The sequence below is a fragment of the Mesorhizobium sp. M4B.F.Ca.ET.017.02.2.1 genome, from assembly GCF_003998955.1.
Taxonomy (GTDB): Bacteria; Pseudomonadota; Alphaproteobacteria; order Rhizobiales; family Rhizobiaceae; genus Mesorhizobium; species Mesorhizobium abyssinicae.
Map to the genome: position 1 here is coordinate 1 of NZ_RZOF01000103.1, position 17306 is coordinate 17306.

The 17306-nt window shown below is 63.1% G+C and carries 18 protein-coding genes, 1 tRNA gene and 1 pseudogene; 11 read left to right on the forward strand and 9 right to left on the reverse strand.

Features of this window, described 5'->3' with window-relative positions:
* Nucleotides 1-114 precede the first annotated feature (114 nt).
* The 6 genes from EN738_RS14870 to EN738_RS14895 all read left to right on the forward strand — a co-directional run bounded on the left by EN738_RS14870 (nucleotide 115) and on the right by EN738_RS14895 (nucleotide 5245).
* Nucleotides 115-987: a cytochrome c oxidase subunit II gene (locus tag EN738_RS14870; protein ID WP_127284343.1), complete on the forward strand. Its 873-nt coding sequence runs from the start codon at nucleotides 115-117 to the stop codon at nucleotides 985-987.
* A 21-nt stretch (nucleotides 988-1008) separates the two neighbouring features.
* Nucleotides 1009-2778 carry a cytochrome c oxidase subunit I gene (locus EN738_RS14875; protein WP_127284344.1) on the forward strand — a complete coding sequence of 590 codons (1770 nt, stop codon included), beginning with the start codon at nucleotides 1009-1011 and terminating at the stop codon, nucleotides 2776-2778.
* Nucleotides 2775-3479 (forward strand): cytochrome c oxidase subunit 3, encoded by a 705-nt coding sequence (locus tag EN738_RS14880; protein ID WP_127284345.1) that lies wholly within the window; start codon nucleotides 2775-2777, stop codon nucleotides 3477-3479. Before EN738_RS14875 ends, EN738_RS14880 begins: the two co-directional genes overlap by 4 nt.
* 11 nt (nucleotides 3480-3490) lie before the next feature.
* Nucleotides 3491-4213 carry a heme-copper oxidase subunit III family protein gene (locus tag EN738_RS14885; protein WP_127284346.1) on the forward strand — a complete coding sequence of 241 codons (723 nt, stop codon included), beginning with the start codon at nucleotides 3491-3493 and terminating at the stop codon, nucleotides 4211-4213.
* A 26-nt stretch (nucleotides 4214-4239) separates the two neighbouring features.
* Nucleotides 4240-4638, forward strand: coding sequence for a cytochrome C oxidase subunit IV family protein (locus EN738_RS14890; protein WP_127284347.1), 399 nt, complete (start codon nucleotides 4240-4242; stop codon nucleotides 4636-4638).
* Between the two features lie 133 nt (nucleotides 4639-4771).
* Nucleotides 4772-5245: an aminoacyl-tRNA deacylase gene (locus tag EN738_RS14895; RefSeq protein WP_127284348.1), complete on the forward strand. Its 474-nt coding sequence runs from the start codon at nucleotides 4772-4774 to the stop codon at nucleotides 5243-5245.
* 58 nt (nucleotides 5246-5303) lie between these two features.
* Here EN738_RS14895 and EN738_RS14900 read toward each other — a convergent pair whose 3' ends face one another.
* The 4 genes from EN738_RS14900 to tig all read right to left on the reverse strand — a co-directional run bounded on the left by EN738_RS14900 (nucleotide 5304) and on the right by tig (nucleotide 9578).
* Nucleotides 5304-6122, reverse strand: coding sequence for a DUF2189 domain-containing protein (locus EN738_RS14900; protein WP_127284349.1), 819 nt, complete (start codon nucleotides 6120-6122; stop codon nucleotides 5304-5306).
* A gap of 346 nt (nucleotides 6123-6468) precedes the next feature.
* Nucleotides 6469-7398, reverse strand: coding sequence for a heme o synthase (locus EN738_RS14905; RefSeq protein ID WP_127284350.1), 930 nt, complete (start codon nucleotides 7396-7398; stop codon nucleotides 6469-6471).
* Between the two features lie 33 nt (nucleotides 7399-7431).
* A complete protein-coding gene (locus tag EN738_RS14910; protein ID WP_127284351.1) occupies nucleotides 7432-7812 on the reverse strand; it encodes a cytochrome c family protein in 381 nt (126 codons plus the stop codon).
* Nucleotides 7813-8087: 275 nt separating this feature from the next.
* Nucleotides 8088-9578, reverse strand: coding sequence for a trigger factor (tig, locus tag EN738_RS14915; protein WP_127284359.1), 1491 nt, complete (start codon nucleotides 9576-9578; stop codon nucleotides 8088-8090).
* Nucleotides 9579-9919: 341 nt separating this feature from the next.
* Between tig and EN738_RS14920 the strand changes: the two genes are divergently transcribed.
* Nucleotides 9920-10002 (forward strand) — tRNA-Leu (locus tag EN738_RS14920).
* A 32-nt stretch (nucleotides 10003-10034) separates the two neighbouring features.
* Here the strand turns inward: EN738_RS14920 and EN738_RS14925 are convergent.
* The 3 genes from EN738_RS14925 to EN738_RS14935 are packed head-to-tail and all read right to left on the reverse strand — an operon-like array spanning nucleotide 10035 to nucleotide 13237.
* Nucleotides 10035-11483: an aromatic amino acid lyase gene (locus EN738_RS14925; protein ID WP_127284352.1), complete on the reverse strand. Its 1449-nt coding sequence runs from the start codon at nucleotides 11481-11483 to the stop codon at nucleotides 10035-10037.
* A 54-nt stretch (nucleotides 11484-11537) separates the two neighbouring features.
* Entirely contained in the window at nucleotides 11538-12122 is a 585-nt protein-coding gene (locus tag EN738_RS14930) for a GDYXXLXY domain-containing protein (protein ID WP_127284353.1), read from the reverse strand.
* On the reverse strand, nucleotides 12119-13237 hold the full coding sequence (locus EN738_RS14935; protein ID WP_127284354.1) for a DUF2157 domain-containing protein: 1119 nt from the start codon (nucleotides 13235-13237) through the stop codon (nucleotides 12119-12121). Before EN738_RS14935 ends, EN738_RS14930 begins: the two co-directional genes overlap by 4 nt.
* A 237-nt stretch (nucleotides 13238-13474) precedes the next feature.
* Here EN738_RS14935 and EN738_RS14940 point away from each other — a divergent pair, with 237 nt between their 5' ends.
* The 4 genes from EN738_RS14940 to EN738_RS14955 all read left to right on the forward strand — a co-directional run bounded on the left by EN738_RS14940 (nucleotide 13475) and on the right by EN738_RS14955 (nucleotide 16108).
* Complete coding sequence (locus EN738_RS14940) at nucleotides 13475-13615, forward strand: DUF1127 domain-containing protein (protein ID WP_006335194.1); 141 nt, start codon at nucleotides 13475-13477, stop codon at nucleotides 13613-13615.
* A gap of 51 nt (nucleotides 13616-13666) precedes the next feature.
* Nucleotides 13667-13807: a DUF1127 domain-containing protein gene (locus EN738_RS14945; protein WP_127284355.1), complete on the forward strand. Its 141-nt coding sequence runs from the start codon at nucleotides 13667-13669 to the stop codon at nucleotides 13805-13807.
* A gap of 402 nt (nucleotides 13808-14209) precedes the next feature.
* Complete coding sequence (gene trmFO / locus EN738_RS14950; RefSeq protein WP_127284356.1) at nucleotides 14210-15619, forward strand: methylenetetrahydrofolate--tRNA-(uracil(54)-C(5))-methyltransferase (FADH(2)-oxidizing) TrmFO; 1410 nt, start codon at nucleotides 14210-14212, stop codon at nucleotides 15617-15619.
* Between the two features lie 3 nt (nucleotides 15620-15622).
* Entirely contained in the window at nucleotides 15623-16108 is a 486-nt protein-coding gene (locus EN738_RS14955) for a T6SS immunity protein Tdi1 domain-containing protein (protein WP_127284357.1), read from the forward strand.
* Nucleotides 16109-16117: 9 nt separating this feature from the next.
* Here EN738_RS14955 and EN738_RS14960 read toward each other — a convergent pair whose 3' ends face one another.
* A complete protein-coding gene (locus tag EN738_RS14960; RefSeq protein ID WP_187331288.1) occupies nucleotides 16118-17068 on the reverse strand; it encodes a sterol desaturase family protein in 951 nt (316 codons plus the stop codon).
* Nucleotides 17068-17306: pseudogene (locus EN738_RS35490) on the reverse strand (hypothetical protein); the annotation flags it as partial. The pseudogene EN738_RS35490 and the gene EN738_RS14960, both read right to left, overlap by 1 nt.

Sequence of the window (17306 nt, forward strand, 5' to 3'; positions counted from 1 at the left end):
CATATATATCCCACCCATAGTCGGCTCTGGAATTTCAACCGCAAATCACGCTATGATGATCTTGGCACTCGCCGGGACGGCTCCGCGCCCCCTCGATTGCCGGGAGGACGGGACATGGCCATTGCGCTTGTACTCGTTTTGGTTGTTGTGGGCTCGGTGCTGTTTCACTTCCTGAGCCCATGGTGGTGGACGCCGATTGCCTCGAACTGGGACTATATCGACCACACCATCATCATAACCTTCTGGATCACCGGCGTCGTCTTCGCCGCCGTGGTGCTTTTCATGGCCTATTGCGTGTTCCGCTTCCGTCACCGGGAGGGCAGCCGCGCCGCCTATGAACCGGAGAACAAGCGCCTCGAATGGTGGCTGACGGTCATCACCGGGGTCGGCGTCACCGCCCTTCTGGTGCCCGGCCTGTTCGTCTGGAGCCGCTTCGTCAATGTCCCGAGCGACGCGACCGAGGTCGAAGTCATCGGCCAGCAATGGCAATGGAGTTTCCGCTTGCCCGGCAAGGACGGCAAGCTCGGCACCTCGGACACCCGCGACATCACGGCTGAAAATCCGCTCGGCGTCATCCCAGGCGATCCCAACGGCCAGGACGATGTTGTGGTCGAGGCCGCCGATCTGCATCTGCCGATCGGCAAGCCGGTCAAGATGGTGCTGCGCTCGGTCGACGTGCTGCACGATTTCTACATACCGGAGTTCCGCGCCAAGATGGACATGATCCCGGGCTCGGTCACCTATTTCTGGTTCACGCCTACCAGGACCGGAACCTTCCAGGTCCTGTGCGCGGAACTCTGCGGCCAGGGCCACCCGCTGATGCACGGCGTGGTCATGGTCGACACCGAACAGGACTATCTGGCCTGGCTGGGCCAGCAGCAGACTTTCGCGCAACTGTCGGCGCCCCAGAAGACGGGCTCGGCCGACCAGGCGACGGCGTCTGGTCTGAACGTTGCGGCAAAGCTCGAAACTGTCGAGGCTCGCTGAACAGGGCACGGAGGTGCCGCCATGGTCGATATCACGCCTGCAGATGCCGTCCCGCCCGCCGAAGTCGCGGAAATGGAGCTCTACCATCCGCACAGTTGGTGGACGAAATACGTCTTCTCGCAGGACGCCAAGGTCATCGCCATCCAGTATTCGGCGACGGCAACGGCGATCGGCTTCGTCGCGCTCAGCCTGTCCTGGCTGATGCGGCTGCAGCTCGGCTTCCCCGGCACCTTCGACTTCATCACCCCCGAGGCCTATTACCAGTTCATCACCATGCACGGCATGATCATGGTGATCTACCTGCTCACTGCGCTCTTCCTCGGCGGCTTTGGCAACTACCTGATCCCGCTGATGGTCGGCGCGCGCGACATGGTCTTTCCCTATGTCAACATGCTGAGCTACTGGATCTACCTGCTGGCCGTGCTGGTTCTGGTGTCGAGCTTCTTTGCGCCTGGCGGACCGACCGGCGCCGGCTGGACGCTCTACCCGCCGCAGGCCATCATGACCGGCACGCCCGGCGGCCAGGACTGGGGCATCATCCTGATGCTCGCTTCCCTCATCCTGTTCATCATCGGCTTCACCATGGGCGGCCTGAACTATGTCGTGACGGTGCTGCAGGCGCGCACCCGCGGCATGACGATGATGCGCCTGCCGCTCACCGTCTGGGGCATCTTCACCGCCACCGTGATGGCGCTGCTCGCCTTTCCCGCGCTGTTCGTCGCCTGCGTCATGATGCTGCTCGACCGCGTGCTCGGCACCTCCTTCTTCATGCCGGCGATCGTCGAGATGGGCGAACAACTGCAGCACAATGGCGGCAGCCCGATCCTGTTCCAGCATCTGTTCTGGTTCTTTGGCCACCCCGAGGTCTACATCGTCGCGCTGCCGGCCTTCGGCATCGTCTCCGACCTGATCAGCACCCATGCGCGCAAGAACATCTTCGGCTATCGCATGATGGTCTGGGCCATTGTCGGCATCGGCGCGCTGAGCTTCGTGGTCTGGGCGCACCACATGTATGTCAGCGGCATGCACCCCTATTTCGGCTTCTTCTTCGCCACCACCACGCTGATCATCGCCATTCCGACCGCCATCAAGGTCTACAACTGGGTGCTGACGCTGTGGCGCGGCGACATCCATCTCACCATACCGATGCTGTTCGCGCTCGCCTTCATCGTCACCTTCGTCAATGGCGGGCTGACCGGCCTGTTCCTCGGCAACGTCGTCGTCGACGTTCCGCTGTCGGACACGATGTTCGTCGTCGCCCATTTCCACATGGTCATGGGCGTCGCCCCGATCCTGGTAATCCTCGGCGCGATCTACCACTGGTATCCGAAAGTCACCGGCCGCATGCTCGACGAGACGCTCGGCCGGTTCCATTTCTGGGTGACCTTCCTTGGCGCCTATCTGATCTTCTTCCCCATGCACTATCTCGGCCTGATCGGCATTCCGCGGCGCTACGCGGAGTTGACCGACATGACGATCATGACGGAGTCGGCCCATCATCTGAATTCGTTCATATCGATCATGGCCTTCATCGTCGGCTTCGCCCAGATGGTGTTCCTGTTCAACCTGATCTGGAGCATCCGCCATGGCCGCGAGGCCGGCGGCAACCCATGGCGGGCGACGACGCTCGAATGGCAGACGCCGCAGACGCCGCCGGCTCACGGCAATTTCGGCAAGGAACTGCCGATCGTCTATCGCTGGGCTTATGACTACAGCGTGCCGGGTGCCAAGGAGGACTTCATTCCGCAGAACGTGCCGGGCAATTTCGGCCTCTCCAAGGAGCCGGCATGAGCGTCATCCTGGTCTTCCTGGCTGTGATCGCCGGCTTTGCCGGCTGGTGGCTTTCGCACCAGCGGCTGACCGCCAAGCCGTGGCTGGAGCAAGGCCTGGCCGGCGATTTCGTCGGCCTCGACCGGTCGGCCTTGCCCACCGCCAAGATCGGGCTCGGTGTCTTCCTCGCCGTGGTCGGCTGCCTGTTCTCGCTGTTCACCAGCGCCTATTTCATGCGCATGGGCCTGTCGGACTGGCGGCCGCTGCCTTTGCCGCGCCTGCTCTGGCTGAACACCGGCGTGCTCGTGCTGAGCAGCATCGCGCTGCAATGCGCCGTGGTCGCCGCGCGCAAGGGCCAGATCGACAATGTCCGGCTCGGCCTTGCCACGGCCGGTTTCACCTCTTTCGCCTTCCTGATCGGACAGTTAATGGCGTGGCGGCAATTGACCGAGGACGGCTACCTGCTCGCTGCCAACCCGGCCAACAGCTTCTTCTATCTGATCACCGGAATGCATGGCCTGCACATACTGGGCGGCCTGATCGGTCTCGGCAGGACCAGCGTCGGCGCCTGGAACGGCGCACGCCCTGAGCGGCTGCGCCTCGGCGTCGAACTCTGCGCCATGTACTGGCATTTCCTGCTTTTCGTCTGGCTCTGCATCTTCGCCCTTCTGGCCGGCTGGGCCGCCACATTCATCGACATTTGCCGTGGGCTGCTGACCTGAGGAGGCAGGGTATGTCCGAGACGACTCTGACGCATAGCGGCCAAACGGCGCCAAGGCCGGCCGGCTTGAAAGGCATTGCCGCCGACTGGGCCTCGGACCAGCGCGCGTTCAAGAACGTGTCCTGGGGCAAGGCCATGATGTGGATCTTCCTGCTCAGCGACACCTTCATCTTCGGCTGCTTCCTGCTCTCCTACATGACCGCGCGCATATCGACGCGCGTGCCGTGGCCGAACCCGAGCGAGGTCTTTGCGCTGCGCATCGGCGGCCAGGAGATCCCCCTGATCCTGATCGCCATCATGACCTTCGTGCTGATCTCGAGCAGCGGCACGATGGCCATGGCGGTCAATTTCGGCTACCGCCACGACCGCCGCAAGACCGCGATCCTGATGCTTTTGACCGCGGCGCTCGGTGCGACCTTCGTCGGCATGCAGGCCTTCGAATGGACCAAGCTGATCACCGAAGGCGTGCGGCCCTGGGGCAACCCATGGGGCGCCGCGCAGTTCGGTTCGTGCTTCTTCATGATCACCGGTTTCCACGGCACCCATGTGACCATCGGCGTGATCTTCCTGATCATCGTGGCGCGCAAGGTCTGGCGTGGCGACTACGATGTCGGACGGCCCGGCTTCTTCACCAGCCGCAGGGGCCGCTACGAGAACGTCGAGATCATGGGCCTCTACTGGCACTTCGTCGACCTGGTCTGGGTCTTCATTTTCGCCTTCTTCTATCTTTGGTGAGAGGCAGGCTTTGGTGAGAGGAAGCTATGGCTGAAGCAACCGCAAACGGCCTCGGGCAACACGCACTGCACGGCGACCACGCGCATGATACTGCGACGGTCGCCGTGGCCGAGGCGCATCAGGAACATCCGATCAAGCTCTATCTGGTGGTCTGGGTGTGGCTGTTCATCCTCAGCACCTGCTCCTACCTGGTCGACTATTTCGGTCTGCACGGCTATCTCAGATGGTCGTTGATCCTGATCTTCATGATGCTCAAGGCCGGACTGATCGTCGCTGTCTTCATGCACATGGCCTGGGAAAGGCTGGCGCTGGCCTATGCGATCATCCTGCCGCCGATATTGGTGCTGGTGTTCACGATGATGATGGTCTTCGAGTCCGACTACACGCTTTTCACCCGCATCACGTTTTTCGGTGCCGGACCCTGACGCTCAGCCGGAGTTGCTGGACGGCCGCCTCGCCTTGAAACAATGGATGGCTGAGCCATCTTTGTCGGCATCGGAAACGGTGGGAGACCGCCGTCATTTCAATGCGTCACAACTCAAGACAAGAGGCGCCAAAATGACGATCGCGAACAAACTCAAGCATTTCATCGATGGCAAGGGAGTTTTCTACGACACCGTCGAGCATCACCGCACGTCCACCAGCCGGCAATCGGCCATAGCCGCCCATGTGCCAGGCAGCATCATGGCCAAATCGGTGGTCGTTCACCATGAGCTCGGCTATGCGCTGGCCGTGGTCCCGAGCACCCACAGGATCGAGCTCGGCACCTTGCAAAGCATCATGGACAAGCGGCTCGGGCTCGCTTCCGAAGACGAGGTGGTCTCGCTCTTCGGCGATTGCGACGTGGGCGCCGTCCCGCCGATCGGCGCCGCCTATGACGTGCCGGTGATCCTCGACGAAAGCCTCGGCGCCGCCGACGACATCTATTTCGAGGGCGGCGACCACAGGACGCTCGTGCATGTCAGCGGCAAGGACTTTCGCAACCTGACCACGGATGCGCGCCAGGCTCGCTTCAGCCATCCGGCCTACTGAGAAATCGAGAGAACTACCGAGAGATCGGGGCCGCGCCGAAACGGCGCGGCCCCAAAGCTCAACCTGCCGGCTTGGCCGAAGGCGGCGGTTCCACCACCTTGCGGTAGACATGCCAGGTGGCATGGCCGAGGATCGGCAGCACCACCGCCAGCCCGGCGAACACCGGGATCGAGCCGATGATCAGCGCGACGGCGACGATCAGCCCCCAGACCGCCATGACGACCGGGTTCGCCATCACCACGCGCACCGAGGTGTGGATGGCTTCGTAGGCGCCGACATCGCGGTCGAGCAGCAGCGGGAAGGCGACCACTGTGGTGCACAACACCACCACGGCAAAGACGAAGCCGATGGCGTGACCAAGCACGATCAGCGTCCAGCCGCGTCCGGTGGCGAATATCTCATTGATGAAGCCGGACAGCGATGCAGGCGGCGCCGGGCCGAAAAGCTGCACGTAGAATGCCTGGGCGGTCAAAAGCCAGGCGATGAAGATCGCAAACAGCATGATCCCGACGGCGGCGATCGACGGCAGGGCGGGAGAGTTCTTGACCTCGAAGGCATGGCTCCAGGAGGCATCGATACCGGCCTCCCGTCGGCGGCTGATCTCATAGAGGCCGATTGCCGCGAACGGGCCGAGCAGCGCGAAGCCGGAGACCAGCGGGAACAGCAGCGGCAACGCATTGGCGCCCGACGTCCAGGCGGCGAGAACCACGCCCACCAGCGGATAGATCAGGCAGAGGAACACGATATGCGAGGGCTTGACCATGAAATCGTCGACGCCGCGTCTGAGAGCGTCGAAAAGATCGGAAACGCCGATTTTTCGAATTCTTGTATGCTCCAGCGTTTCGCTGGCACCTGCAATCACGTGAAAGCTCGCCATGAACCATTCCTCCAGATCAGGTCCGGCAAGGTCGCGGTTTCATGGTGCGATCGATCTGCGTGATTGGTCACGCCAACCGCGACCTGCACCGCAATCACCATACTCTCTTGCGCGGGACTTGTCGCCCTTTGTCGGCTAGGGTTCCCGCGGTCGTCAGCCATAAGCTGGTTCAAAAACAGCTTTTTCGCTATTCTCTGCCGGGTCGAAGGTGAAGGTCATGGACACGCGGACGCTTCTCATACTCGGCCTCGGGATACTCATTCTGCTGCTGCTGGGGTTTTTCGCGCTGCCGGCGTGACGTCGCCGGCAGTCATCCCCTCCGGCGACTGAGGCTCATGCCATCGGTTCAGAATGAACCGACCGCGCGCGCGACAATGGTATCGGCGAGCAGCGTGGCGAAGATCGCGAAGAGATAGGCGATCGAAAAGGCAAACAGCGCCTTCGCCGGCCTCATCTCCTTGTCGGGCGCGGCCAGCACCTTCCAGGCATGCCAGATGAAGCCGATGCCCAACGCGGTTGCGACTGCCCCGTAGAAGCCGCTGGCGAAACCGAACGGCCAGGGCAGCACGCCGATCGGCGCCAGGATGAGCGCATAGGCGAAGATCTGCCTGCGGGTCGACGCCTCGCCCGCCACGTTCGGCATCATCGGAATGCCGGCGGCGGCGTAGTCACCGACCTTGAACAAGGCCAGCGCCCAGAAGTGCGGTGGCGTCCACAGGAAGATGATCAGGAACAGGATGGAGCTTTCGATCCCGACGGCGCCGGTGGCCGCCGCCCAGCCGATGACTGGCGGAAGCGCCCCCGCCGCGCCGCCTATGACGATGTTCTGCGGCGTCGAGCGCTTCAGCCACATGGTGTAGATGACGACGTAGAAGAAGATGGTGAAGGCAAGCAGCGACGCGGCGAGCCAGCCGACCAGCACGCCGAGCGTCATCACCGAAAGCGCCGAAAGCACCAGGCCGAAACCGAGCGCCTCGCCAGGGCTGACGCGGCCCGACGGCACCGGCCGCTTTGCGGTGCGCGACATCAGTGCATCGATATCGGCGTCGTACCACATGTTGAGCGCGCCCGCCGCCCCTGCCCCGATGGCGATCGCCGCTATCGCGATCACCGCGATGACCGGGTTCATCGCGCCGGGCGCCGTCATCAAGCCGACGAAAGCGGTGAAGACGGCAAGCGCCATGACGCGCGGCTTGAGCAGTGCGAAGAAATCGGCGGCCGTCGCTTCCGAGAGGCGAATGCCGGTGTCCTCGAGGCGACTTTCCCTAGTCGACATTGCAGGCGACCACCGATGGAGGCAGGAGAATGACTATTGCGAGAATTGCTTGAGATAAGCGATGACGTTGGCCACGTCCTGGTCATTCTTGAGACCGGCAAACGCCATCTTGGTCCCTTTGACCATGGCCTTGGGATCGTGAAGGTAGGTCGTCAGAGTCGGCTCGTCCCATTTGACGCCGGACTTGCCGGCATCGATCATCGCCTGGGAGTAGGTGAAATCAGGGTGCGTGCCCGCCGTGCGGCCAATGACGCCATGCAATGACGGGCCGATCTTGTTCTTGTCCTCGTCCGCGATGTGGCAGACCTTGCATTTGACGAAGACCTTCTCACCCGCCGCGGCGTCCTGCGCCTGCGAGGGATGCGCGGTGAAGGCTGTTACGGACATGGCTGCAATAAATGCGATGGCGCGCATATGGCACTTCCTCCCTGGTCGTCATCCTTGCCTTTGACGATTTACGCAGCCGCTCACGTCGGCTTGCGCCCCTAGATGGCAAGTACGGAATATCCGCACTGCCGCAGTGGAATTGCGGCACCTACATACCACGGATTCCAGCCGGCGGATAGAAAAAGCCAGAGATTGCGAAGGTTTAGAGCGCGCGCTGAGAGCGGGTCGGCACACCGACGAGACAGCCACAACGAAAAAGGCCGCCCGAGGGCGGCCTTTCACGATTGAACAAAGTGCACCGCTTATTCGGCGTCCTTGGCCGCCTTCTTCTTCGGCGCGGCCTTCTTCTTGGGCTCTTCGGCGTCGTCGCCGGCCTTGGCTTCACTTGCCTTGGCTTCTGCCTTCTTCGACGCGGCCTTCTTCGCCGGCTTTGCCTTGGTCGCGGTCTCGCCCTCTTCGTCGTCGGCCATCAGCTCTTCCTTGCTGACCTTGACGTCGGTGACCGAAATCTGGCCGAGCAGATGGTCGACCACCTTCTCCTCGAACATCGGCGCGCGCAGCGTGTTCAGCGCATCCGGATTGCTGCGGTAGAATTCGAAAGCTTCCTGCTGCTGGTTGGCCGGGAAGCGGCGAACCTGCTCGAACAGACCGCGCTGCAGCTCCTCGTCCGAAACGGTGACGCCGGCCTTCTCGCCGATCTCGGCGAGCACCAGACCGAGGCGCACGCGGCGTTCGGCCAGGCGCATATATTCGGCGCGCGCCTCTTCCTCCGTCGTCTCCTCGTCGGCGAAAGTGCGGCCGGCGGCTTCCAGATCGCGATTGACCTGGCTCCAGATGTTGTTGAACTCGGCCTCGACGAGCTTCGAGGGCGCCTCGAACGCGTAGGACGCGTCGAGCTGGTCGAGCAGCTGGCGCTTGACCTTCTGGCGCGTCATCGAGCCGAACTGGTTCTCGATCTGGCCGCGCACGATCTCGCGCAGGCGCTCCAGCGATTCCAGGCCAAGGTTCTTGGCGGTCTCGTCGTTGATCTCCAGTTCGCCGGGCTTCGCCACTTCCTTGACGGTGACGTCGAAGGTGGCTTCCTTGCCGGCCAGATGCGCTGCCTGGTAGTTCTCCGGGAAGGTGACGGTCACCTGCTTTTCGTCGCCGGCCTTGGCGCCGATCAGCTGGTCCTCGAAGCCCGGGATGAACTCCTTGGAGCCGAGCACCAGCGGCTGGTCGTTGCCGGCGCCGCCCGAGAAAGCCTCGCCGCCGATCTTGCCGACATAGTCGATCGTCACGCGGTCGCCCTCGGCGGCCTTGCCGGTCTTCGGCTCATAGCTGCGGGCCGATTCGGCGATGCGCTTGACCTGGTCGTCGATTTCCGTGTCCGGCACGTCGAACACCTGGCGCGTCACCTTGATGTCGGAAAAGTCCTTGATCTCGATCGCCGGGATGATCTCGTAGTTGAGGCGGAACTCGAAATCGGCGCCGCCGGCCAGGATCTTCTCGGCCTCTTTCTCGTCCTCGGTCATGATCACTTCAGGCTGCATGGCGGCCTTCTCGCCGCGCCCCGAAATGATCGAACGGGTCGAATCGTTGAGGATCTCGTTGACCACTTCGGCCATGAACGACTTGCCGTAGACCTTGCGCAGGTGCTGCACCGGCACCTTGCCGGGACGGAAGCCGTTGATACGGACCTTGTTGCGGGCATCCGTCAGCCGCGCCATCAGCTTGGCTTCCATGTCACCGGCCGGCACGGTGATCTTGATCTCGCGCTTGAGACCGGAATTGAGCGTTTCGGTGACCTGCATCATAAAACCTTTGTTCTCACCCATGAGGCTGCCAGGCGGTTCATGCCGCTTACAGCCTGCCGGTATAATCTTGCCGGGAATGGCTTTTGGTACGGAAGCTGGCGGCTTGACCGCTAAAGCGGCTCAAATCCTTCCAAACTGCGTTCCAAGATGTGAATAAGTCTTTGTTTTTCCTACTTCTTATCACATTCTGCAGAAGCGGATCGTCGCGTCCCGTCACATTCGACACGCCTTTTGTCACACGCCGGCCTAATTTTCAACCATCTTCGCATTGTGGCGAATGACAGCCATTTGGGCTGCGACATTGACAGAATGATGGCTACATGGGATTGCCGGGCGGCGCGGGTATGGCGGAACTGGTAGACGCACCAGATTTAGGTTCTGGCGAGCAATCGTGGGGGTTCGAGTCCCTCTACCCGCACCATCCGCTTCGGCTGACAGACCGAGGCGCCGCGGCTATGCCTCGAAGACCTTGCCGGTAAACCATTCGCTCAATCTCGCCAGTTCCGGCCCCAGCACGCGGTCATCACTGACCGGCGGCACGATGGCCCTGATGTCGGCAACGAAGGGCCGAAGCGCCGGCGGCGCCTCGCGCCCGGTGACGTAAAGCGCCTGCGAGGCGATCATCGCCAGCATCGCCATCGCCGCGTCCAGGCAGCGGCCGGCGATCGCCTCTTTCGTCCAGGCGAGGAACGCCGTCGTCGCGACATCGTCCTGGCCGGCGCCGGCAGATTCCGTGCCCGGGATGAAGGTGCGTTGCGCCGCAAGCTTCGCCTGTTCCAGATAGCCGGTGATCGCCATCGGCACGTAGCCGACATTGCCGTGGCCGTCGCTGTCGGCCCAATGCCGGTCGGCCATCAGCAGATCGGGAAGCAGCGAGACCTTGCCGTTCAGCAGCTTTGAGGCATGGCGGTCGCAGAGCAGGCAGATGTCGGCCCAGATCGCCGCCAGATCGTCGAGCGCCGGCGTCGCCATCGCATTGTGATAACCGCCGGTGCTGATGCAGCGCCCGAGCGGATGGGCCTCGTCCGGCGGGACGTAGACCGGATTGTCCGAGATCGACGCCAGCGACACGGTCGCCGCCCGTTCTGCGCCGGACAGCGCGCGATGCGCCTGTCCCAGCACGCGCGGCACGATGCGGTAGCTGACGGGCGCCTGATAGTTGCGCCGCCCGTCGCCGGCGCCGACGAGATACTCCCTCAGCCCTTGCAGCGCCGCCGCTTCCTGCTCGTCGCCCCAAAGCCCGTCGAGCGCGGCATCGTAATGCTCGAGCGGAGCGCGAAACGCCTCGATCGACAGCGCGAACACCTTGTGCGCCATTTGAATGCGGCGACGCGCGGCGAGGGCGGCGTCGGCGACCAACGCCGCCGCGCAGGGCGAGCCGTTGATCAGCGATCCCCGCTCCTTGACCTCCAGGTCGAAGCGCGTCGAAAGCGCGGCGAATAGCGGATAGAGAGCCAAGATCTCGCCGGCGCCCCCCTGGCCCTGCGACGGCACGATCGGCATCGGCCCGCCGTCCAGCATGGCAGCGACAGCTTCAGCGATGCGCGGCGAAGTGGCGGCGTTGCCCTCGATGAAATTGGTGAGGCGGGCAAGAACGATCGCCCTGACCACACGCTCCGGCAGCGGCTCGCCAAACGAAGTCGCGGCCGCGAACGCCTTGATGCGCGCGTGACGGTCCCGTTCGTCACGCTCGAGCTTCCGGCTCGCCAGTTCGCCCATCGCGGTGGTGACGCCGTAGATGATCGGTGGCGGCTCGGATTCGATAAGACGCAGGAACGAGGCGCGGCACGCGGCGATCCGCTGCAAGGCCTTGTCGCTGATCCGCACCCCCTCCTTGCGCCAGGCGACACGAAACACAGTATCGAGGTTGATGTCGCCCCGCGCCGTCAGCTCAATCGTCATGCTTCACACAGTTCGGAGGGGATCATCAGGGTCACGCCGGGTGGCAATGCGGAGCTAGTAGAGCGGCTCCTCGAACAGCGTCTTGTCGCCGTCCATCAGCGCCTTGATCTGCGGGGTGCCGTCGCCGGCGATGGCGACACGGACGGCGAACGGCCGCACCCGCATGTCGCTCTGGATCGCCATGCCCTCGCCTTCCGGCAGATAGAAGCGCTCGATGCCGTAGTCCGGAGTGATCGATGCGCCCTCTTCGCGCAGGCCCCAACCGTCGTTGATATGTCCGACGATATCGGCTTCGTCCGCGGCGGCCGGCGCTGGCGCGGCGCCAAACCAGGCCGTTGTCGGTTGCCAATAGCCGTCTGCGCCCTTTTTCAGCCGGACCACGATCGAGGTGTCGTCGCTCACGAGTTTGTCGGCCGGGATGTTGGCTATCAGCTTTACCGGGATGCGCGATATCTCGTAGCCCAGGAAAATATAGTCGCCACGCAAGAGGTCGCGCGGATCGATTGGCTCGACCTTCAAAAGCACCTGCTTGCCGTCGCGCAGGATCGCCGCCCGCCCGGCGATGATCCAGCCGAGGAAGCCGATCTGGACGAGCGCCAGCAGCAGCGCCGAGATGATCAGTCTTTTGCCGGTCATCATGCAAGGGCTCCTTCGCTGCGCGGCGTGTTCATGCGCTTTTCGACGCGGATGATGACCAGCGCCATTGTGCCGAGTAGCAGCGCGGCGGCCAGGAAGAAGCCGGCGGTGCCGAGCATCGACTGCAGCATCACCACATAGATGATGGCGAGCTCGAAGGCGAAGCCGGCATAGGCGACCCAGCGCAGACCCCTGCTCTCGCGGCCGCCCAGCATGATCGCAGCGACGATGGCGGCGAGCGCCACCGCCGAGGCAATGGCGAAGGCGCCATTGTAGCTCGCCTCGTCGGCCAGTTCGAACTGGACCATCGCCATGCCGGTGAGGAAACCGATCAGCGCGTGCAGGGGCAGACGGCCGCCGAGTTGCACGATCCTGTCGATCGGCTCGGCGGCGAAGACCGCGGCTGCAAAAAGCAGCGCCGAAACGAGCGCCAGCGGAACCGACACCTGCAGCGTGTTGTGATCCATCGACAGCAGCACGAGATAGAACAGGACCGACAGGATGATCAGGTGCCGCGCCGCCTGGCTGCGGGTCCAGAACGAAATCGCGAACAGCACCAGCACAATGGCCGGGAAGAGATGGGGAAATTCCGAGCGCCGGAAAAAGCCGCCCCATTTGAGGAGCAGCCAGGCGTCGGCGATGCCGACGGAAACGACAGTGAGCGGGTTCGAGCGTAGCGCGACCGCTGCCAGCGCCGTGCCGGCGCCCCACGTGAGCAGCGCCGAGGCCTCGTCGCCGGTCAGATGATACATCTGGCCGATCAGCGCGATCGATCCGCCGAAGGCCGCCGCCGCCACGATCCACAGCGCCTCGCCTATGGCCGCGTGGTCGCGTGTCTTCAGCACCGCGCCGCCGACATAACCAGCCAGGATGGCGGTGAACAGCGCCGCGACGCGGACCAGGCGCGGAATGGCTTCCCAGTTGGCTGCGACGAAGATCAGGATCGCGGCGCCGAACAGCAGCGCCGCCATCATCGCCAGGATCGACCCGAAGCTCAGCGACTTGCGCTCGTTGGCCTCGATATCGCGCACCAGCGCCTCGGCCGTCGGCGCGTCGATCAGGCCGGTCTGCCGCCATCGGGCGATGTCTGACCTGACCCGCGAAGCATAGCTCGCCATTTTCTTTTCCCCCTGCCCTCGGTCTTTTATTCAGCCCACCCGGTCAAACCGTTGACGCTACGGCATTTTCCGATTCGGGTTTCTTTATGTCGAAGCCGTGAACGCGCGTTAATGTTGCATTGCACAATTTGCATTGCTGCCATGCGCCAATGGCACTTTTAAATCGATATGACCCCACCTATTTTCTGTTCGTACACAAACGGAATGATCCGAACGAAAGACGAAACGAGCACTACCATGAACCTGATCCGCAACTACCGCAACTGGCGCCGCTACCGGGACACCGTCTCCGAGCTGAGCCGCCTGTCGAACCGTGAACTGACCGACCTCGGCATCAGCCGCAGCGACATCCACTACGTCGCTCGCAAGGCGGTCTAATCCTCTTCGGACCGCGAATGGTCCGAACCAGTTTTGAAGAAGAGAACGACAATGAACCTGATCCGCAACTATCGTAACTGGCGCGTTTATCGCGATACGGTTACCGAGCTGGGTCGTCTGTCGAATCGCCAGCTCCATGATCTCGGCATCGTCCGTGACGAGATCAAGATGATCGCCCGCAAGGCGGTCTAAGTACAAGAATTTCGCCAGGGTCGACCTCCTCCCCGACCCTGACGGATACGGCCAACCCTTACCTCCTCCCAAGGGTTGACCACTGAAACGGCGCCCGCCGGACCTCCTCCCCCGGCGGGCGTTGTTCCCGAAGCGAACGCAGTTCGTCTTCCAAAGGTTTCGCCCCTTTTCAAACGGCGAAAGGAATTTCGTCAGAGCCGACCTCCTCCCCGGCGATGACGAATACGGTCGATCTTCACCTCCTCCCGAGGATCGACCCCCAAAACGACACCCGCCGGACCTCCTCCCCCGGCGGGTGTTGTGTTTCTGAGGCCGGCTTTGCCGCACTTCGGCCCGCCATCGGCCCTTTCCAGTCCTTCGCGCCAATTGCAATCGCAGCGACAAGCGATTATTCCGGCGCCCATGAGCAAAAATCCCGTTCACGTCATCGGCGGCGGCCTCGCCGGCTCCGAAGCCGCCTGGCAGATCGCTGAGGCCGGCGTTCCGGTCGTGCTGCATGAGATGCGGCCCGTCCGCGGCACCGATGCGCACAAGACCGATGGCCTGGCCGAGCTCGTCTGTTCCAACTCCTTCCGTTCCGACGATGCCGAAACCAACGCGGTCGGCCTGCTCCATGCCGAGATGCGGCTTGCCGGCTCGCTGATCATGAGCGCCGGCGACGCGCACCAGGTGCCGGCCGGCGGCGCGCTGGCCGTCGACCGAGACGGGTTTTCCGAGGCGGTGACCCGAAAGATCGAGGCGCACCCGCTGATCACCATCGAGCGCGAGGAAGTGCCGGGCCTGCCGCCGGCGGACTGGGATGAGGCGATCATCGCCACCGGTCCGCTGACCGCGCCTTCGCTTGCCCAGTCGATCGCGCAGGCGACCGGCGCCGATGCGCTCGCCTTCTTCGATGCGATCGCGCCGATCGTGCATTTCGACACGATCGACATGAACACCTGCTGGTTCCAGTCGCGCTACGACAAGGTCGGCCCCGGCGGCACCGGCAAGGACTACATCAACTGCCCGATGGACAAGGACCAGTATCTCGCCTTCGTCCAGGCGCTGGTCGACGGCCAGAAGACCGAGTTCAAAGAATGGGAAGGCACGCCCTATTTCGACGGTTGCCTGCCGATCGAGGTGATGGCCGAGCGTGGCGTCGAGACGCTGCGCCACGGACCGATGAAGCCGATGGGGCTGACCAACGTCCACAATCCATCGGTGAAGGCGTATGCCGTCGTCCAGCTGCGCCAGGACAATGCACTGGGCACGCTCTACAATATGGTCGGCTTCCAGACCAAGCTGAAGCATGCCGAGCAGGTGCGCGTGTTCCGCACCATTCCAGGCTTGGAAAACGCCGACTTTGCCCGCCTCGGCGGCCTGCACCGCAACACCTACATCAACTCGCCGACGCTGCTCGATGCCTCGCTGCAGCTGAAGTCACGGCCGGGCCTGCGCTTTGCCGGCCAGATCACCGGCTGCGAGGGCTATGTCGAGAGCGCCGCGATCGGCCTGCTCGCCGGCCGTTTCGCCGCTGCCGAAAGGCTCGGCCATCAGGCCGCGCCGCCGCCACTCACCACCGCCTTCGGCGCGCTGCTCAACCACATTACCGGCGGCCACATCGTCTCCGACGACGAGCCCGGTAAACGCTCCTTCCAGCCGATGAACGTCAATTTCGGCCTGTTCCCGCCGGTCGAGGCACCGAAGTCCGACGGCAAGCGGCTGCGAGGCAAGGACAAGATCGTCGCCAAGCGGCGCGCCATCACGGCGCGCGCGCTGGCCGATTGCAGGCAATGGCTGGGGTTGCCCGTGCGGGCCGAAGCGGCGGAGTAATCGGTGACTGACGTCATCTGGCAGGACATCGCGTTCCAATTTGAGCCAGATGTCGCGCATACGGTAGCGAAAGCGTGGTCGTGGCTTTTGCCAGAGCCTTGGACCCCACTTGTCTGCTCAATGGTGGGAGGCATGTTTGTCGAGCGACCCAACAATGAGGTTCATTGGCTAGACACCGGAACCGGTTTGGTCGAGCGGGTGGCTCGCAATCGGACACTTTTTGATGAGATGATCCGAATCTCTCATGATCTCGTTGACGAGTGGTTCCTGCCACCGCTTGTGGGACGCCTTCATGCCGCGGGCAAGAAGCCTAAGGTGGGAGAATGCTACGGCTTTACCATCTTGCCAGTCTTCGCCAAGGGCAAATTCGACGTCGAGAACATGTTCGTAGTTCCAGTCAGCGAGCAGTTCATCGGCATGGCCGAGGTTCATCGCCAGATTAACGAATTGCCCGACGGCTCACCGGTGCGGATCAAGGTCGTCGATTAGGCTGGTAAGCTACTCCGCCGGCTCAGCGGCCGCACTAGGCAACCCGGGCTTCCCCGCCTCTCCCGGATTCCTCCGCACGTAAGCTGCCTTCAGCGTCTCCGACGTGTCGCGCGAACCATCATGGCTCCAGCCCGGCGGCTGGATGAGATAGTTGAATCGTTGGCGCAGGGAGAGACCCGGCATCAGCGCGTCCTTGAACATGCCGATCCATTCGTGGAAGGCCACTTTCAGCGGGTTGAAGGTGCCGATGTTCTTGACGATGCCGTAGCGCGGCCGGTCCTCCTCCAGTTCCTCGACGAACGTGCCGAACATCCGGTCCCAGATGATCAGCGTGCCGGCATAGTTGGCGTCCAGATAGCGCGGATTGGTGGCGTGGTGGACGCGGTGATGCGAGGGCGTGTTGAAGATGAACTCGAACCAGTCCCACATCTTGCCGATCGCCTCGGTGTGAATCCAGAACTGCCAGACCAGGTTGAAGCCGAAGGTGAAGGCGATCACCGCCGGATGGAAGCCGAGCAGCACCAGCGGCGCCTGCAGCACGAACATGAAGGTGAAAAGCCCGGTCCAGCTTTGCCTCAGCGCCGTCGAGAGATTGTAGTGCTGGCTGGAATGGTGATTGACATGCTCGGCCCACACCCAGCGCACCCGGTGCGCGATGCGGTGGTAGACATAGTAGCGCAAATCGTCGAGCAGGAAGGCGGCGAGGAACACCCAGACCGACAGGCCGAGATTGAAGAAGCGGAACTGCCAAAGCCAAAGCAGCGCCCAGTAGGACACAACACCGAGCAGCAGCCCTGCAACGACGTTGCCGGTGCCCATCATCAGGCTGGTCAGCGTGTCGCGCGTCTCGAACGATCCCCTGGCGCGGCCTGTGCGCACCAGCCAGAGCTCGATCAGGATGGCGGCGACGAAGAACGGGATGGCGAGCTGGGTGACCTGCGGAAAATTGTAGTCGTCCATCACGCGGCCTCCCGGGTCCGATCATGGTCCTGCAATGCAGCCGCCACAGCTTTGGCGTCGGCCTCATCGGCAAAGGCGAACCGGCCGCCCTGCCAGGTGAAGTCGTTTGGCCTGATGGAGATCGAAAGCTGATCGTCGACGGTCAGGGCCAAGATGTCGCGCGGCGTGACGATGCGCGTCAGGAAGCAATCGCCGATGCTGCTGACGATGCCGGCGCGCGCCGGCCCGAGTTCGAGGA